Origin of the sequence: Pseudomonas sp. P7759 (assembly GCF_013386445.1) — a bacterium.
Classification (GTDB): Bacteria; Pseudomonadota; Gammaproteobacteria; order Pseudomonadales; family Pseudomonadaceae; genus Aquipseudomonas; species Aquipseudomonas azotoformans_A.
Genome location: NZ_JACART010000067.1, coordinates 1 through 17,154 on the forward strand (window position 1 = coordinate 1; position 17,154 = coordinate 17,154).

A 17,154-nucleotide genomic window follows, 5' to 3' on the forward strand; every position below is an offset into this window, starting at 1 on the left:
GGCTACGGCCCGACTGAAACCGTGGTCACGCCGTTGCTGTGGAAAGCCCGCCGGGGCGATCCGTGCGGCGCGGTTTATGCCCCAATCGGCACCCTGTTGGGCAACCGCAGCGGCTACGTGCTGGATTCGCAGCTCAACCTGCAACCTGTCGGCGTAGCCGGCGAGTTGTACCTAGGCGGCGAGGGCGTGGCCCGAGGTTATCTGGAGCGTCCGGCACTGACGGCTGAGCGCTTTGTACCGGACCCGTTCGGCAAGCCCGGTAGCCGCGTGTATCGCAGCGGCGACTTGACCCGTGGCCGCCCGGATGGGGTGGTGGATTACCTCGGTCGCGTCGACCATCAGGTGAAGATCCGTGGTTTCCGTATCGAATTGGGCGAGATCGAGGCGCGCTTGCGTGAGCAGGACAACGTTGGCGAAACCGTGGTGGTCACCCAGGACGGCCCGACCGGCAAGCAACTGGTGGCCTACGTGGTGCCGGCCGATGCCAACCTGGCCGACCAGGCGGAGTTCCGCGACAGCCTGCGCCGCGCCCTGAAAACCCGCCTGCCGGACTACATGGTGCCAGCGCACTTCATGTTCCTGGCGCAGATGCCGCTGACGCCCAACGGCAAACTCGACCGCAAAGGCTTGCCGCAACCGGACGCAAGCCTGCTGCAACAAGCCTATGTGGCCCCGGAAACTGAGCTTGAGCAGCAGATCGCCGCGATCTGGGCCGAGGTGCTGCGCCTGCCGCAAGTGGGCCTGAACGATAACTTCTTTGAAGTGGGCGGCCATTCCCTGCTGGCGATCCAGATTACCTCACGGGTCCAGGCCGAGCTGGGCCTGGAAGTGCCGCTGCTGGAAGTGTTCCAGACCGAAACGCTGCGCGCCTATGTACAGGCCGCCGCCACCTTCCGTGCCGGCAGCGCGGAAGATTTTGATGATCTTCGTGACTTTTTGAGCGAACTAGAGGCGATTTGAACCATGCTTTCCAACCCTAACATCGATCTGGTTTCGCGCTTTCTTCGCCTGCCTCTGGAACAGCGCGAGCAGTTTTACCAGCGTCTGCAAAGCCGGGGCATGAGCTTCGCCCAGTTGCCGATTGCCTCCATCCGCGAGGACGGCCAGCACCTGCCGCTGTCCTACGCCCAGGAACGCCAGTGGTTTCTCTGGCAGTTGGACCCGGACAGTGCCGCCTACCACGTCCCCGGCGCGCTGCGCCTGAGCGGGCGCCTGGACAAGGCGGCCTTGCAACGCAGTTTCGACACTCTGGTGGCACGTCACGCAAGCCTGCGCACGCGCCTGCATCTGGATGGTGAGCAGCGTGCCCAGGAGGTGCTGGCCTGTGCGGAGATTCAAATCGCCGAAAGCGCGGTTGACGAGGCCAACCTCAAGGCATCGGTAGAAGCTGAAATCGCCCATCCCTTCGACTTGCAGCAAGGCCCGTTGCTACGCGTCAGCTTGTTCGCACTGAGTGAAGAGGAACACGTGCTGGTCCTGGTGCAACACCATATCGTCTCCGACGGTTGGTCGATGGGCGTGATGGTGCAAGAGCTGATGCAGCTCTACGCCGCCTACAGCCAGGGGCAGGACTGTGCGTTGGCGCCGCTGCCGATCCAGTACGCCGACTACGCGCTGTGGCAGCGCAGCTGGATGGAAGCGGGGGAGAAGACCCGTCAATTGACGTATTGGCGTGAACTGCTCAGCGGCACGCAGCCGGTGCTGGAACTACCGTTCGACCAACCGCGCCCGGCGCAACAGAGCTTTCGTGGCGCGCGCCAGGACATTGCCTTGGAACCGGCATTGATCGAGGGGTTGAAAGCCCTGGCTCAACGCGAAGGCGTGACGATGTTCATGCTGTTGCTGGCCTCGTTCCAGGCGTTTCTGTACCGCTACAGCGGCCAGCCGGATATTCGCGTCGGCGTGCCGATTGCCAACCGCAACCGTGTCGAGACCGAGTCACTGATCGGCTTCTTCGTCAACACGCAAGTGCTCAAGGCCGACCTCGATGGCCAGATGAGTTTTGCCCAGTTGCTGCAGCACACCAAGCGCCGCGCGCTGGAAGCCCAGGCCCACCAGGACCTGCCTTTCGAACAACTGGTGGAAGCGCTGCAACCCGAGCGCAGCCTGAGCCATAACCCGCTGTTCCAGGTGATGTTCAGCCACCAGGCCAATTCAACGGCCGCCGCGCAGCAGCTACCCGGCCTGCGCGTGGCCAACCTGGAATGGGACAGCCACAGCGCTCAGTTTGATCTGAGCCTGGATACCCAGGAGAGCGGTGAGGGCATCTGGGCCTCGTTGACCTATGCCACCGACCTGTTCAGCGCCGCGACTGTCACGCGCATGGGCGAACACTGGCTGAGCCTGCTGCGTGACGCGGTGGCGAACAGCGCATCGCCTTTGCAGGACCTGGCGACACTCAACGCCCATGAGCGCGAGCAAATCCTCTGTCAGTGGAACGCCACCGAGCGCGACTATCCGCAAGGGCAGTGGGTGCACCAGTTGATCGAAGCCCAGGTGCTGACGCAGCCGGAAGCACTGGCGCTGTGTTTCAACGACTTGTCCCTGAACTACGCCCAATTGAATAGCCGCGCCAACCGCCTGGCCCATCGCCTGATGGAAGCCGGCGTTGGGCCGGACGTACTGGTGGGGCTGGCTGTGGAGCGCTCCATCGACATGGTGGTCGGCCTGCTTGCCGTGCTCAAGGCCGGTGGCGCCTATGTGCCGCTGGACCCGGAATACCCGCGTGAGCGCCTGGCCTACATGCTGGAAGACAGTGGCGTGAAACTGCTGCTGACCCAGGCGCATCTGCGTGAACAGTTGCCGATTCCCCAAGGCCTGGAAACCCTGGTGTTGGGTGAGTCCGATTACGCCGGCTACAGCGACGCCAACCCAGGTATTGCCCTGGATGGCGAAAACCTGGCCTATGTGATCTATACCTCGGGCTCCACCGGCCAGCCTAAAGGCGCGGGCAACCGTCATTCGGCGTTGCTCAACCGCTTGCACTGGATGCAGGAGGCCTATGGCCTGAGCGCCAGCGACACGGTGCTGCAAAAGACCCCGTTCAGCTTCGACGTGTCGGTGTGGGAGTTCTTCTGGCCGCTGATGACCGGCGCGCGCCTGGTGGTGGCAGCGCCGGGTGATCACCGGGATCCGGCCAAGCTGATCAACCTGATCAATCAACAACAGGTCACCACGCTGCACTTTGTGCCGTCGATGTTGCAGGCCTTCCTGCAGGATCCGGCGGTGTCGACCTGCCAGAGCCTGCAGCGCATCGTGTGCAGCGGCGAGGCCTTGCCGGTGGACGCCCAGCAGCAGGTCTTCGCCAAGCTGCCGCACGCCGGGCTCTTCAACCTGTACGGCCCGACCGAAGCCGCCATCGACGTGACCCACTGGACTTGTCTGGATGAAGGCCGCGATGCGGTGCCAATCGGCCGTCCGATTGCCAACCTCGGCTGCTACATCCTCGACAGCAACTTCGAACCGGTGCCGGTGGGCGTGCTGGGCGAGTTGTATCTGGGTGGTATCGGTCTGGCGCGGGGTTACCACCGTCGACCGGCGCTCACCGCCGAACGTTTTGTCGCTCACCCGTTCATCAAGGGCGAACGCCTGTACCGCACGGGCGACTTGGCGCGCTACCGCGACAACGGCGTGATCGAATACGCCGGGCGTATCGACCATCAGGTCAAATTGCGTGGCCTGCGCATTGAGCTGGGCGAAATCGAAGCGCGCCTGCTGGAACACGCCTGGGTACGTGAGGCCGCTGTGCTGGCGGTCGACGGCAAATACCTGGTGGGTTACCTGGTGCTGCAAAACGCCGGTGATGACTGGCGCGACGCGTTGGGCGTGCACCTGGGTCAACATCTGCCGGACTACATGGTGCCCGCACAATGGGTGGTGCTGGAGCAGATGCCCCTGAGTCCCAACGGCAAACTGGACCGCAAGGCGCTGCCCAAACCCGAAGCCACTCAGCACTACGAAGCGCCGCAAAGTGCGCTGGAGCAGCAGATCGCCGCAATCTGGGCCGACGTGTTGGGTGTCGAGCAGGTGGGTTTGAACGACAACTTCTTCGAGCGTGGCGGTGACTCGATCATCTCCATCCAGGTGGTCAGCCGCGCTCGGGCGGCCGGTATTCATTTCACCGCGAAGGCGCTGTTCCAGCACCAGACGGTGCGCAGCCTGGCCCGCGTGGCGCAATTGCAGACGGCACAGGTGATCGACCAGGGCCCGGTGCGGGGCGAGACGCCGCTGCTGCCGTTCCAGCAACTGTTCTTCGACATGGACCTGCCGGACCGTCATCACTGGAACCAGTCGTTGCTGCTCACCCCGCGCGAGACCCTTCTTGCGCAACCGTTGGACGTTGCGCTGCAAGCACTCATCCAACACCACGACGTGCTGCGCCTGAGTTTCAGCCAGCAGGCCGAAGGCTGGACCGCGCGGCATGACGCGCAACCTGCAACCCTGCTATGGCAGGCCAGCGTGCAGGACGCCGCCGAACTGCAAGCGCTGTGCGAACGCGCCCAGCGCAGCCTCGACCTGCAACAAGGCGCATTGTTGCGTGCGGTACTTGCAGACATGGCTGACGGCTCACAGCGCCTGCTGTTGGTCATGCACCACCTGGTGGTGGACGGTGTGTCCTGGCGGGTGTTCCTCGAAGACCTGCAAAGCCTGTATCGCCAGCAGAAATTGCCGGCCAAAACCTCGTCGTTCAAAACCTGGGCCGAGCGTTTGCAGGCGCATGCCCGCAGCGAATCAATCGAGCCGGAAAAAGCCTTCTGGCTGCAACAGCTTCAAGGCGTGCCGACGGATTTGCCTTGCCGTGATCCGCAAGGCGCACGTCCGGGCCGCCTGGCCCAAACGGTGGTCAGCCAACTGGATGCCGAGCGCACCCGGCAATTGCTGCAACAGGCGCCCATGGCGTATCGCACCCAGATCAACGACCTGCTGCTGACTGCCCTGGCGCGCGTTATCTGCCAGTGGACCGGGCAAGCCTCCAGCCTGATCCAGCTGGAAGGCCATGGTCGTGAAGAGCTGTTCGACGACATCGACCTGACCCGCACCCTGGGCTGGTTCACCAGCCTGTTCCCGGTGCGCCTGACTCCGGCCGAATCCCTCGCCACCTCGGTCAAGCAGGTCAAGGAGCAACTGCGTGCGGTGCCGGACAAGGGCTTGGGCTTCGGCGCACTGCGCTACCTGGGCGACGATGCCACGCGTGAGGTGTTCAGCGCGTTGCCGGTGCCGCGCATCACCTTCAACTACCTGGGCCAGATCGACGGCAGCTTTGACCAGCCGCAAGGGCTGTTCGTACCCTCGGCAGAAAGCTCCGGCACCGAACAAAGCCCGGATGCGCCGCTGGGCAACTGGTTGACGTTGAATGGTCAGGTGTACGGCGGTGAACTGCACATGGGGTGGACGTTCAGTCCGCTGATGTTCGACGCCACACAGATCGAAGCCTTGAGTCTGGCTTTCACCCGCGAACTGACGGCCTTGGTTGAACACTGCTGCACCCCCGGCAATAGCGGCGTGACGGTCTCCGACTTCCCGTTGTCGCGCTTGAGCCAGCAGCAGTTGGAATCCCTGCCGCTGGCCGCCGACGCCGTTGAAGATATCTACACCCTGTCGCCCATGCAGCAGGGCATGTTGTTCCACACCCTGTACGAACAGGCGGCCGGCGACTACATCAACCAGGTCCGCGTGACGGCCGATGGATTGGACGTGGCGCGGTTCCAGCAGGCCTGGGATGCCACAGTGCAAGCCCATGACGTACTGCGCAGCGGGTTCTTCTGGGAAGGCCAGCTGGAATGGCCCTGCCAAGTGGTCTACCGCGAAGCCCGTTTGGTCATCGAACACCTCGATTGGCGCGCCATGCCGGAACGCGAGCTGGAATTGCAGAGCCTTCAGGAGGCCCAGCGCCGCCAAGGCTTTGATCTGGCCAAGGCGCCCCTTGTGCGCCTGGTATTGGTGCGTACCGAGGAGCAACGCCATGAACTGATCTACACCAGCCATCACATCTTGATGGATGGGTGGAGCAATTCGCGGCTGTTCGGTGAAGTGCTGCAACGTTATGCCGGTGTCGCGGTGCCTGAAGCGGCCGGGCGTTATCGCGATTACATTGGCTGGCTGCAACAGCGTGATGGCGCAGCGACTGAAGCGTTCTGGCGTGAGCAACTGAGCACTCTGCAAGCGCCGACGCGTTTGGGCAGCAGCCAGCCGATGGCGGTAGATGGGCATGGCGAGCATCAGCTCAGCCTGGATCGCGCGCTGACTGCGCGCCTCGAAACCTTCGCGCGCAACAATAAAGTCACGCTCAATACCTTGATCCAGGCGGCGTGGCTGGTCCTGTTGCAGCGCCATAGTGGGCAGTCGGTGGTGTCTTTCGGTGCCACCGTGGCCGGACGTCCGGCAGAGTTGGCGGGGGTGGAGCAGCAGATCGGCCTGTTCATCAATACCTTGCCGGTGATCTGTGCGGTGGATGCCCAGCAGACCGTGGCCGACTGGTTGCAAGCAGTGCAGGCGCAGAACCTGGCGTTGCGTGAGCACGAACATACCGGGCTGTACGATATCCAGCGCTGGGCCGGGCAGGGCGGTGAGGCCTTGTTCGATAACATCCTGGTGTTCGAAAACTACCCGGTGTCCAAGGCCCTGGAGCAGAGCGGCGGCAGCGGTATCCGTTTTGGCCTGCCGGATTCGCGCGAGCAAACCAGCTTCCCGCTGACGGTGTTGGTGGACGTCGGTGACACGCTGTCGGTGCAGTTCGGCTTTGCCCGTGCGCATTTCGAGGCAAGCACGGTGCAAAGCTACGGCCGCCATCTGGTCAACCTGCTGCAAGCCATGCTCGACGGCGACCAACAACGCCTGGGCGACTTGGCGATGTTGGAGGTGGCGGAGCGCCAACAGGTGGTCGTTGACTGGAACGCCACGGCGCGGGATTACCCGTTGCAGCACTGTGTGCATCAACTGATCGAGCAGCAGGCGGCGCGCACGCCGCACGCCCCGGCATTGGTGTTTGCCGAGCAGCGCTTGAGCTACGCCGAGCTGAACCGTCGTGCCAACCGCCTGGCTCATCGCCTGATCGAAGCGGGTGTGGGCCCGGACGTGCTGGTAGGCCTGGCCGTGGAGCGTTCCATCGAAATGGTGGTCGGTCTACTCGCCGTACTCAAGGCCGGTGGCGCCTATGTGCCGCTGGACCCGGAATACCCGCGTGATCGCCTGGCCTACATGCTCGATGACAGCGGCGTAGAACTGCTGCTGACCCAGGCACATCTGCTTGAGCAACTGCCGATTCCGCAAGGCTTGGATAGCCTGGTGCTGGGTGAAGCCACATTCGAAAGCTACAGCGACGCCAATCCTGAAATCGTGGTGCACGGCGAAAACCTCGCCTACGTGATCTACACCTCAGGCTCCACCGGCCAACCCAAAGGCGCCGGCAACCGCCATTCAGCCCTGGCCAACCGCCTGCACTGGATGCAGGAGGCTTATGGCCTGGACGTCAGCGACACGGTGCTGCAAAAGACCCCGTTCAGCTTCGATGTGTCGGTGTGGGAGTTCTTCTGGCCATTGATGACCGGATCGCGCCTGGTGGTGGCCGCGCCGGGGGATCACCGCGATCCGGCGAAGTTGATCAAGCTGATCAACCAAGAGCAGGTCACCACGCTGCACTTTGTGCCGTCGATGTTGCAGGCCTTCCTGCAAGACCCGACGGTGGCGACCTGTCACACCCTGCACCGCATCGTGTGCAGCGGCGAAGCCTTGCCGGTGGATGCCCAGCAGCAGGTGTTCGCCAAGTTGCCCCAGGCCGGGCTCTACAACCTGTACGGCCCGACCGAAGCCGCCATCGACGTGACCCACTGGACCTGTGTCGATGAAGGCCGCGATGCGGTGCCCATTGGCCGCCCGATTGCCAACCTCGGTTGCTACATTCTCGACAGCAACTTCGAACCTGTCCCCGTCGGTGTGCTGGGCGAGTTGTACCTGGGCGGCATCGGCCTGGCGCGGGGTTACCACCGCCGTCCGGCACTCACCGCTGAACGTTTTGTCGCCCATCCGTTCATCAAGGGTGAACGCCTGTACCGCACGGGCGACCTGGCGCGCTACCGCGAAGACGGTGTGATCGAGTACGCCGGGCGTATCGACCATCAGGTCAAGCTACGTGGCCTGCGTATTGAGTTGGGCGAAATCGAAGCGCGTCTGTTGGAGCACGACTGGGTGCGTGAGACCGCCGTGCTGGCGGTGGATGGCAATTTCCTGGTGGGCTACCTGGTACTGCAAAACGCCGGCGACGATTGGCGCGATGTGTTGAGTGCCTACCTGGCGCAACAGCTGCCGGACTATATGGTCCCGGCCCAGTGGGTGCTGCTGGAGCAGATGCCCCTGAGCCCCAACGGCAAGCTGGACCGCAAGGCCCTGCCGAAGGCGGACGCCAGTTTGCAGGCCCGGGAATACGTCGCCCCGAACAGCGAACTGGAGCAGCAGATCGCCGCCATCTGGGCCGAAGTGCTGGACGTGGAGCGGGTAGGCCTGCACGACAACTTCTTCGAACTGGGCGGGCATTCCCTGTTGGCCACCCAAGTGGTGGTGCGCCTGCGCGAGCAGTTGCACGCCGAGTTCGACGTCAAATCGATCTTCACCACCCCGACCCTGGCCGATTTCAGTGCCCATGTAGCGGCCCAGCAGACAAATAATTCGCCGGTGCAGGACGCATTGGCTAAATCCTTGGAGGCCCTCAAACGTCTATCAGCAGAAGATTTGGATAAATTGATTTCCTGAGGGGCGTGGCGTGCAAGCATTAATCGAGTCGGTAGGGTCACTTTCGGCGCAACAAAAGAAAGCGTTGGCGGTAATGCTCAAGCAGCAAGGCATCAACCTGTTTGAGATTGCCCCGGTTTTCAAGCGCCAGGAAGGTGAACCCCTTCGACTCTCCTATGCCCAGGAACGCCAGTGGTTCCTGTGGCAACTGGAGCCGCAAAGCACCGCCTATCATGTGCCCAGGGCGCTGCGCCTGACCGGCCACTTGGATGTGGCCGCGCTGCAGCGCAGTTTTGACACGCTGGTGATGCGCCATGAAAGCCTGCGCACGCATTTGCAGGAAGAGGGCGACAGCGCCTTGCAGGTGATTGCCGAGCAGGCGCGGGTGGACATCGTGCTGGTCGATGCTCAGGAGTCACAGCTCAAGGCCCTGGTGGAGGCTGAAATCGCCCAGCCGTTCGATTTGCAGCAAGGCCCGCTGTTACGGGTCAAGCTGTTGCGCCTGGCGCCCCAGGAACATGTGCTGGTGCTGGTACAGCATCACATCGTTTCCGATGGCTGGTCGATGCAGGTCATGGTCGACGAGTTGGTCCAGCTCTACGCCGCCCATGCCCAGGGGCAGGACCTGCAATTGCCGGCCTTGCCGATCCAGTACGCCGACTACGCGCTGTGGCAACGCAGCTGGATGGAGGCGGGCGAGCGCGAACGCCAGCTGGGCTATTGGACCGGCATGCTGGGTGGCGAGCAACCGGTGCTGGAAATGCCGATGGACCGACCACGCCCTGCGGTGCAGAGCTACCGCGGTGCGCGGCTCGACCTGACACTTGAAACGTCGCTGGTGGCGGGTCTCAAAAGCCTGGCGCAACGCGAAGGCGTGACGGTGTTCATGTTGCTGCTGGCGTCGTTCCAGGCCGTGCTGCATCGCTACAGCGGCCAGGGCGACATCCGCATCGGTGTGCCGGTGGCCAACCGTAACCGGGTAGAAACCGAGCGTTTGATCGGCTTTTTCGTCAATACGCAGATCCTCAAGGCCGATATCGACGGCCAGATGACGTTCCGCGAGCTGCTGCAACAAACCCGCCAGCGTGCGGTCGAGGCCCAGGCGCATCAAGACTTGCCGTTCGAACAATTGGTGGAAGCACTGCAGCCGGAGCGCAGCCTGAGCTACAACCCGCTGTTCCAGGTGATGTTCAACCACCAGACCGACACCCAGCGCGCTGGCGGCAGCGTCACGGGCCTGCAGGTGCAGGGGCTGGAGTGGGACAGCAAGACGTCGCAGTTCGACCTCAACCTCGACACCCAGGAGTCGGCTGACGGCATCCACGCATCCCTGACCTACGCCACCGACCTGTTTGACGCACCGGGCCTGGAGCGTTTCCTCGCGCACTGGCACCGTCTGTTGCACCAGGTGGTGCAGGATTGCAACGGCCGCGTCGGCGAGTTGCCGTTGCTGGACGATGCGCAATGGCAGCAACTGGTGCACACCTGGAACGACACGCACCAGGCATTCGCGCAGGATGTGGGGGTGCATCGGCTGTTTGAAGCCCAGGCACAGATGCGTCCGGACGCAACGGCGCTGCTCTGCAATGGCCAGGCGCTGAGTTACGCCAAACTGAACCAGCGTGCCAACCGCCTGGCCCATCGCCTGCGTGCGGCGGGTGTGGGCCCGGACGTGCTGGTGGCCGTTGCTCTGGATCGTTCGGTGGACATGGTGTTGGCGTTGCTGGCGACCCTCAAGGCCGGCGGCGCCTATGTGCCGCTGGACCCGCAGTTCCCTGCCGACCGGCTGGCGTTCATGCTCCAAGACAGTCGCGCACAGGTCCTGTTGACCGCCGGCGACCTGCACGAGCGCCTGCCCCTGGCAGCCGACCAGCAGCTGCTGTTCATCAGCGAGCAGGAGGATGCGCGCTACGGCAGTGACAACCCGCAGGTCGAGCTGAGCGGCGAACACCTGGCCTATGTGATCTATACCTCCGGTTCCACCGGCAAGCCCAAGGGGGTGATGGTGCGCCATGGCGCCCTGGGCAGCTTCACCCTGGGCATGGCGCAGACCCTGGACATCGACGCCAGCGTGCGCCTGCTGTCGCTGACTACGTTCTCCTTCGATATTTTCGCCCTTGAGCTGTACGTCCCGCTGTCGGTAGGTGCCACCGTGGTACTGGCGGACAAGGCGGTGTCCCAGGACCCTGAGGCGATCCTGAATCTGGTGCATGCCCAGGCAATCAACGTGGTGCAAGCCACGCCGTCGACCTGGCGCATGTTGCTGGACAGTGACCGTCGCGCCTTGCTGCACGGGGTCAAGTGCCTGTGCGGTGGCGAAGCGTTGCCGGCCGACCTGGCCCAGCGCATGCTCGCCCAGGGCGGCGCGGTGTGGAACCTGTATGGCCCGACGGAAACCACCATTTGGTCGGCGGCCTACCCGCTGGTTGAACCGATGCCTTTTGTCGGTCGGCCGATTGCCAACACCTCGTTGTTTGTCCTCAATAGCGAACTCACCCCAAGCCCGGTCGGCGCCAGTGGCGAACTGCTGATTGGCGGCGTCGGCCTGGCACGGGGTTACCACGGCCGGGCAGCCATGACCGCCGAGCGCTTCGTGCCCAACCCGTTTGCGCGCAATGGCGAGCGGCTGTATCGCACCGGCGACCTGGCGCGCTATCACGTGGATGGCGTGGTCGAGTACATCGGCCGTGTCGACCATCAGGTCAAGGTGCGTGGGTTCCGAATCGAGCTGGGTGAGATCGAGGCGTGCCTGCGCGAGCAGCGTGGCGTGCGCGAAGCCGTGGTGATGGCCGAGAATGACCAGCTGCTGGCGTATCTGGTGACGCACACCGCGATCTCGGATGCCGACCAGGGCGCCTTGCGCGAAACACTCAAGGCCGCGTTGCGCGACGTGCTGCCGGACTACATGGTGCCGGCGCACATGCTGTTTCTGGCGCGCCTGCCGCTGACGCCGAACGGCAAGCTCGACCGCAAGGCACTGCCGAAACCGGACGCCAGCCTGTTGCAGAAACGCTACGTGGCACCGGTTGGCGAGAAAGCCCAGCAAGTGGCCGCGATCTGGGCCGAAGTGCTGGGTGTGCCGCAGGTTGGCCTTGAAGACCATTTCTTTGAATTGGGCGGTCACTCGTTACTGGCGACCCGCGTGGTGTCACGGGTACGCCAGGCATTGGCGATCGACGTGGCCCTCAAAAGCCTGTTTGAACAGCCGGTACTGGGTGCGTTTGTGCAGGCGCTGGGTGAAAAGGGTGCCGACGTTGCGCGAATCACTCTGGCCGATCGCGAACAGCCGTTGCTGCTTTCCTATGCCCAAGAGCGCCAGTGGTTCCTCTGGCAACTGGAGCCGGGCAGCGCGGCCTATCACATTCCTGCCGCGTTGCGCCTAGAGGGCACGCTGGATCGCGTAGCCCTGCAACGGGCCTTCGATACCCTGGTGCAGCGCCACGAAACCCTGCGGACTGTGTTTTTCGCTGACACGCACCAGACTGTCCAGCGCGTGATCGGGCAAGCCACGCCCATCATCGACTATCAAGTGCTGGGCTCGACTGAGCCGGCCCAGTTGCAGGCGTTGGTCGAAGACGCAATCGCCCAGCCATTCGATCTGCAGGCCGGCCCGTTGCTGCGCATCAAGCTGCTGCAACTGGGCGAGCGCGAGCATGTGCTGGTGCTGGTACAGCACCATATCGTTTCGGATGCCTGGTCGATGCAAGTGATGGTCGATGAGCTGGTGAGCCTGTATGCCGGCTACAGCCAGGGCCTTGAGCCGACCTTGGCGGATCTGCCGATTCAATACGCCGACTATGCCCAATGGCAGCGTAGCTGGATGGAGGCGGGTGAAAAGGACCGCCAACTGGCGTACTGGCGTGCCCGCTTGGGCGATGTGCAACCTGTGTTGGAGCTGCCGCTGGACCGTCCGCGCCCGGCCATGCAGAGCTATCAGGGCGCACGCCTGGACCTGGTGCTGCAACCGTCGGTGGTCGAGGGCTTGCGTGCCTTGGCGCAGCGCGAGGGCGCCACGCTGTTCATGGTGTTGCTCGCGTCGCTCCAGTCGCTGCTCTATCGCTACACCGGCCAGTCGGATATCCGCGTCGGCGTGCCCATCGCCAACCGCAACCGCCTGGAAACCGAACAACTGATCGGCTTTTTCGTCAATACCCAGGTGCTCAAGGCCGACATTGACGGGCACATGACCTTTGCCCAACTGTTGCAGCAGGTCAAGGAACAGGCACTGGGCGCACAAGCGCATCAGGACTTGCCCTTCGAGCAATTGGTCGAGGCGTTGCAGCCCGAGCGCAGCCTGAGCCACAACCCGTTGTTCCAGGTGATGTTCAACCATCAGTCGGCTGCCCAAGCCAATCGTGACGGCCAGCAATTGCCTGGCCTGCGTGTGGAAGGGCTGGCGTGGGACAGCCATACGGCGCACTTCGACCTGAGCCTGGACACCGAAGAGTCAGACGATGGTCTGCTGGCTTCGCTGACTTACGCGACCGCACTGTTCGACGCGAGCACCTTGCAGCGCTTTGCCGGGCACTGGCAGAACCTGCTGAAGAGTGTGGTCAGCGATGCTCGTCATTGTGTTGCTGACCTGCCGATCCTGGGCAGTGATGAGCAGGCGCAGATGCTGTACCAGTGGAACCCGCCGCAGCCGACGCGTGCCGCCCACAGCAGCGTGCTGCATAAGTTCGAGCAGCAGGTGGTGAACCAGCCGCAGGCGATTGCACTGATCATGGATCAGCTGCGCATGACCTATGCCGACTTGAACCTGCGCGCCAACCGCCTGGCACACAAACTGATCGAGCAGGGCGTTACTGCCGACAGCCTGGTCGGCGTAGCGGTGGACCGTTCGCTGGAAATGATCGTTGCGCTGTTGGCAGTCCTCAAGGCCGGTGGCGCCTACGTCCCGCTGGACCCGCAATACCCGGCGGACCGCCTGCAATGTATGATCGAGGACAGCGGCTTGCAGTTGCTGCTGACCCAGCAGCCGCTGCTGGAGCGCCTGCCGATCAGCGCCGGGCTGGCGCTGATTTGCCTGGAAGCCGACGCCGAATGGCTGGCCGAATATCCGGACAGCACCCCCCCCGTACGTGCGTTCCCCACGAACCTGGCTTACCTGATGTTCACCTCCGGTTCGACCGGGCGGCCCAAGGGCGTCGGCATCGACCAGGCCTCGCTGGCGCGGCATGTTGAAGTGTTTATCGAGCTGTTCGAACTGACCGCCGCCGACCGCGTGCTGCAGTTCGGTACGTTCAATTTCGACGGGTTTGTCGAGCAACTCTACCCGGCGCTGTGCTGCGGTGCGGCCGTGGTGGTGCGCGGCGGTGAGCTGTGGGACAGCGACACCTTCTATGCGCAACTGATCGAACATGAGATTTCGGTGGTCGACCTGACCACCGCCTATTGGCACTTGATCGCCCGTGACTTTGCCGAGCGCGGCGTACGCGACTACGGCCGCCTGCGCCAGGTGCACGCGGGCGGCGAAGCGATGCCGCCGGAAGGGCTGGCCTCCTGGCGTGATGCCGGGCTGGGCCATGTGCGGCTGCTCAACACCTACGGACCCACCGAGGCGACCGTCACGGTCACCGCCCTGGATTGCGCGGGGTATGTGGAGGGGCGCGAAGCCGTCACGCAGATGATGCCGATCGGTCGTGTACTGGATGGTCGCGCCATCTACCTGCTGGATGCCAGCCTGAATCCGGTGCCTGTGGGCGTGGCCGGCGAGCTGGTGATTGGCGGACCACTGCTGGCGCGCGGTTACTTCAACCGGGCCGGGCTGACCGCCGAACGTTTTATTCCCGATCCCTTTGATCCTATCGGCGGCGGGCGGCTCTACCGTACCGGCGACCTGGCCCGCTACCGTGCCGACGGCGTGATCGAATACATCGGGCGTATCGACCATCAAGTCAAGGTGCGTGGCTTCCGTATCGAGCTGGGTGAAATCGAATCCCGCTTGCTGGCCCAAGACACTGTGCGCGAAGCCTTGGTGATTGCGGCCGACCAGCAGTTGATCGCCTACCTGGTCACCTCTCTGCCGGCGTCCGAGCACGTAGAGTTGCGCGAGCAGATTCGTGCTCTCCTGCGCGATGAGTTGCCGGACTATATGGTACCGGCGCATTTCATGTTCCTGGAGCGCTTGCCGTTGAGCCCCAACGGCAAACTGGACCGCCATGCCTTGCCACGTCCTGACGCCAGCCAGGTCACCCACCACTGGGTGGCGCCCGTCAGTGCGCTGGAGCAGCAGGTGGCAGCGATCTGGGCCGAGATTCTCGGCGCCGAGCGCATTGGCCTGACTGACCATTTCTTCGAACGCGGTGGCCATTCGTTGCTGGCCATGCAAGTGGCTTCGCGCCTGCGGCATAACCTGGGGATCGAGTTGCCGTTGCGCGTGCTGTTCGAGCAGCCGCGCCTGGAGGGCTTTGTGGCCGCGCTGCACACCGAGGGCAAGCGCGGTGGTTCGGTCGCGCCTGCGTTGGTGCCGGCGAATCGCGATCTGCCGTTGGTGTTGTCCTACGCTCAGGAGCGTCAGTGGTTCCTCTGGCTGCTGGACCCCGAAAGCACCGCGTACCACGTGCCCAGCGCCTTGCGCCTCAAGGGGCAGCTGGACCTGGATGCCCTGCAACGCAGCTTCGATACCCTGGTGGCGCGCCATGAAAGCCTGCGCACGCATTTGCATCAGGGCGATGAGCAAACGGTGCAGGTGATCCTGCCAGAAGCGCGCATCGAGATTGCGTCGGTGCGCAGCGATGAAGCGCAGGTCAAGGCGCAGGTCGAGGCCGAGATCGCCCGGCCGTTCAACCTGCAAGAGGGCCCGTTGCTACGCGCCACGCTGCTGTGCCTGAGTGAAGACGAACACGTGCTGGTACTGGTGCAACACCATATCGTCTCTGACGGTTGGTCGATGCAGATCATGGTCGATGAGCTGGTGCAGTTGTACAGCGCCTACAGCCAGGGCCAGGCCGTGCAACTGCCGGCCCTGCCGATCCAATACGCCGACTATGCCCGCTGGCAGCGCGAGTGGATGGACGCCGGAGAAAAAGCACGGCAACTGGCCTACTGGCAAACGTTGCTCGGCGGTGAGCAACCGGTGCTCGAGCTGCCGTTTGACCACCAGCGCCCGGCTGAGCAAAGCCATCGCGGTGCGCGCCTGTTTGTAGAGCTGCCGTCCGCCTTGGTCGCAGACCTCAAGGGCCTGGCACAGCGTGAAGGCGTGACGATGTTCATGCTGTTGCTGGCCTCGTTCCAGGCGCTGATGCACCGCTACAGCGGCCAGGAAGATGTGCGCGTGGGCGTGCCGATTGCCAACCGCAACCGTGTCGAGACCGAGCGGTTGCTGGGCTTTTTCGTCAACACCCAGGTGCTCAAGGCCGATATCGACGAGCAGACCTCGGTGTTGCAACTGTTGCAGCAGGCCCGCCAACGCGCGCTGGAAGCCCAGGACCATCAGGACCTGCCATTCGAGCAACTGGTGGAAGCGCTGCAACCCGAGCGCAGCTTGAGCCTCAACCCGCTGTTCCAAGTGATGTTCAACCATCAGACCGAAGCGCGGCTGGGCGGCACGGCCCATCAACTGTCCACGCTGCGGGTGGAAGGGTTGGAGTGGGAAAGCCAGACCGCCCATTTCGACCTGGACCTGGATGTGCATGAGGGCGCCGAGAATATCTGGGCCACCCTGGGTTACGCCACCGACCTGTTCAATGCGTCGACCATCGAGCGCATGGCCCGGCACTGGCTGAACCTGCTGCAGGGCATGGTTGCCGATCCGCAGCAGAGCATCGGCCAGTTGAACCTGCTCGATCCGTCCGAGCGCCAGCAGATCCTGCAACTGTGGGACCGCAGCGGTTCGGGCTTCTCTGCTGAGCGGTTGGTCCATGAACTGTTCGCTGACCGTGCCCGGGAAAACCCGCAGGCCGTGGCGGTGAAGTTCGATGCACAGACACTCACCTACGGCGAGCTGGACCGCCAGGCCAACCGCCTGGCCCACGCGTTGATCGCCCGTGGTGTCGGCCCGGAAGTGCGCGTGGCGATTGCCATGCCGCGCAGTGCTGAAATCATGGTGGCGTTCCTGGCTGTGATGAAAGCCGGTGGCGTTTATGTGCCGCTGGACGTGGAATACCCGCGTGACCGCCTGCTGTACATGATGCAGGACAGCCGTGCGAAGTTGCTGTTGACCCACACGGCGGTGCAGCAGCAACTGCCGGTGGCCGAGGGCCTGGACAGCCTGGCGATTGACCGCACTGAAGAATGGGCGGGCTACAGCGACACTGACCCCGACGTGAAACTGGACGGCGATAACCTGGCCTACGTGATCTACACCTCGGGTTCGACCGGTATGCCCAAGGGCGTTGCGGTGTCCCACGGTCCGTTGGTGGCACACATCATCGCGACCGGCGAGCGTTATGAAACCAGCCCGTCTGACTGCGAACTGCACTTCATGTC

3 protein-coding genes are annotated in these 17,154 nt (G+C 63.5%); all 3 read left to right on the plus strand.

Going from position 1 to position 17,154, the window contains the following annotated elements:
• Nucleotides 1-960: phosphopantetheine-binding protein (locus HX823_RS29830; protein ID WP_177078209.1), on the plus strand; the 960-nt coding region annotated here is incomplete at its 5' end.
• Between the two features lie 3 nt (nucleotides 961-963).
• Nucleotides 964-8,745, plus strand: coding sequence for a non-ribosomal peptide synthetase (locus HX823_RS29835; RefSeq protein ID WP_177078211.1), 7,782 nt, complete (start codon nucleotides 964-966; stop codon nucleotides 8,743-8,745).
• Nucleotides 8,746-8,755: 10 nt separating this feature from the next.
• A partial coding sequence (locus tag HX823_RS29840) for an amino acid adenylation domain-containing protein (protein ID WP_371317992.1) occupies nucleotides 8,756-17,154 on the plus strand: 8,399 nt, incomplete at its 3' end.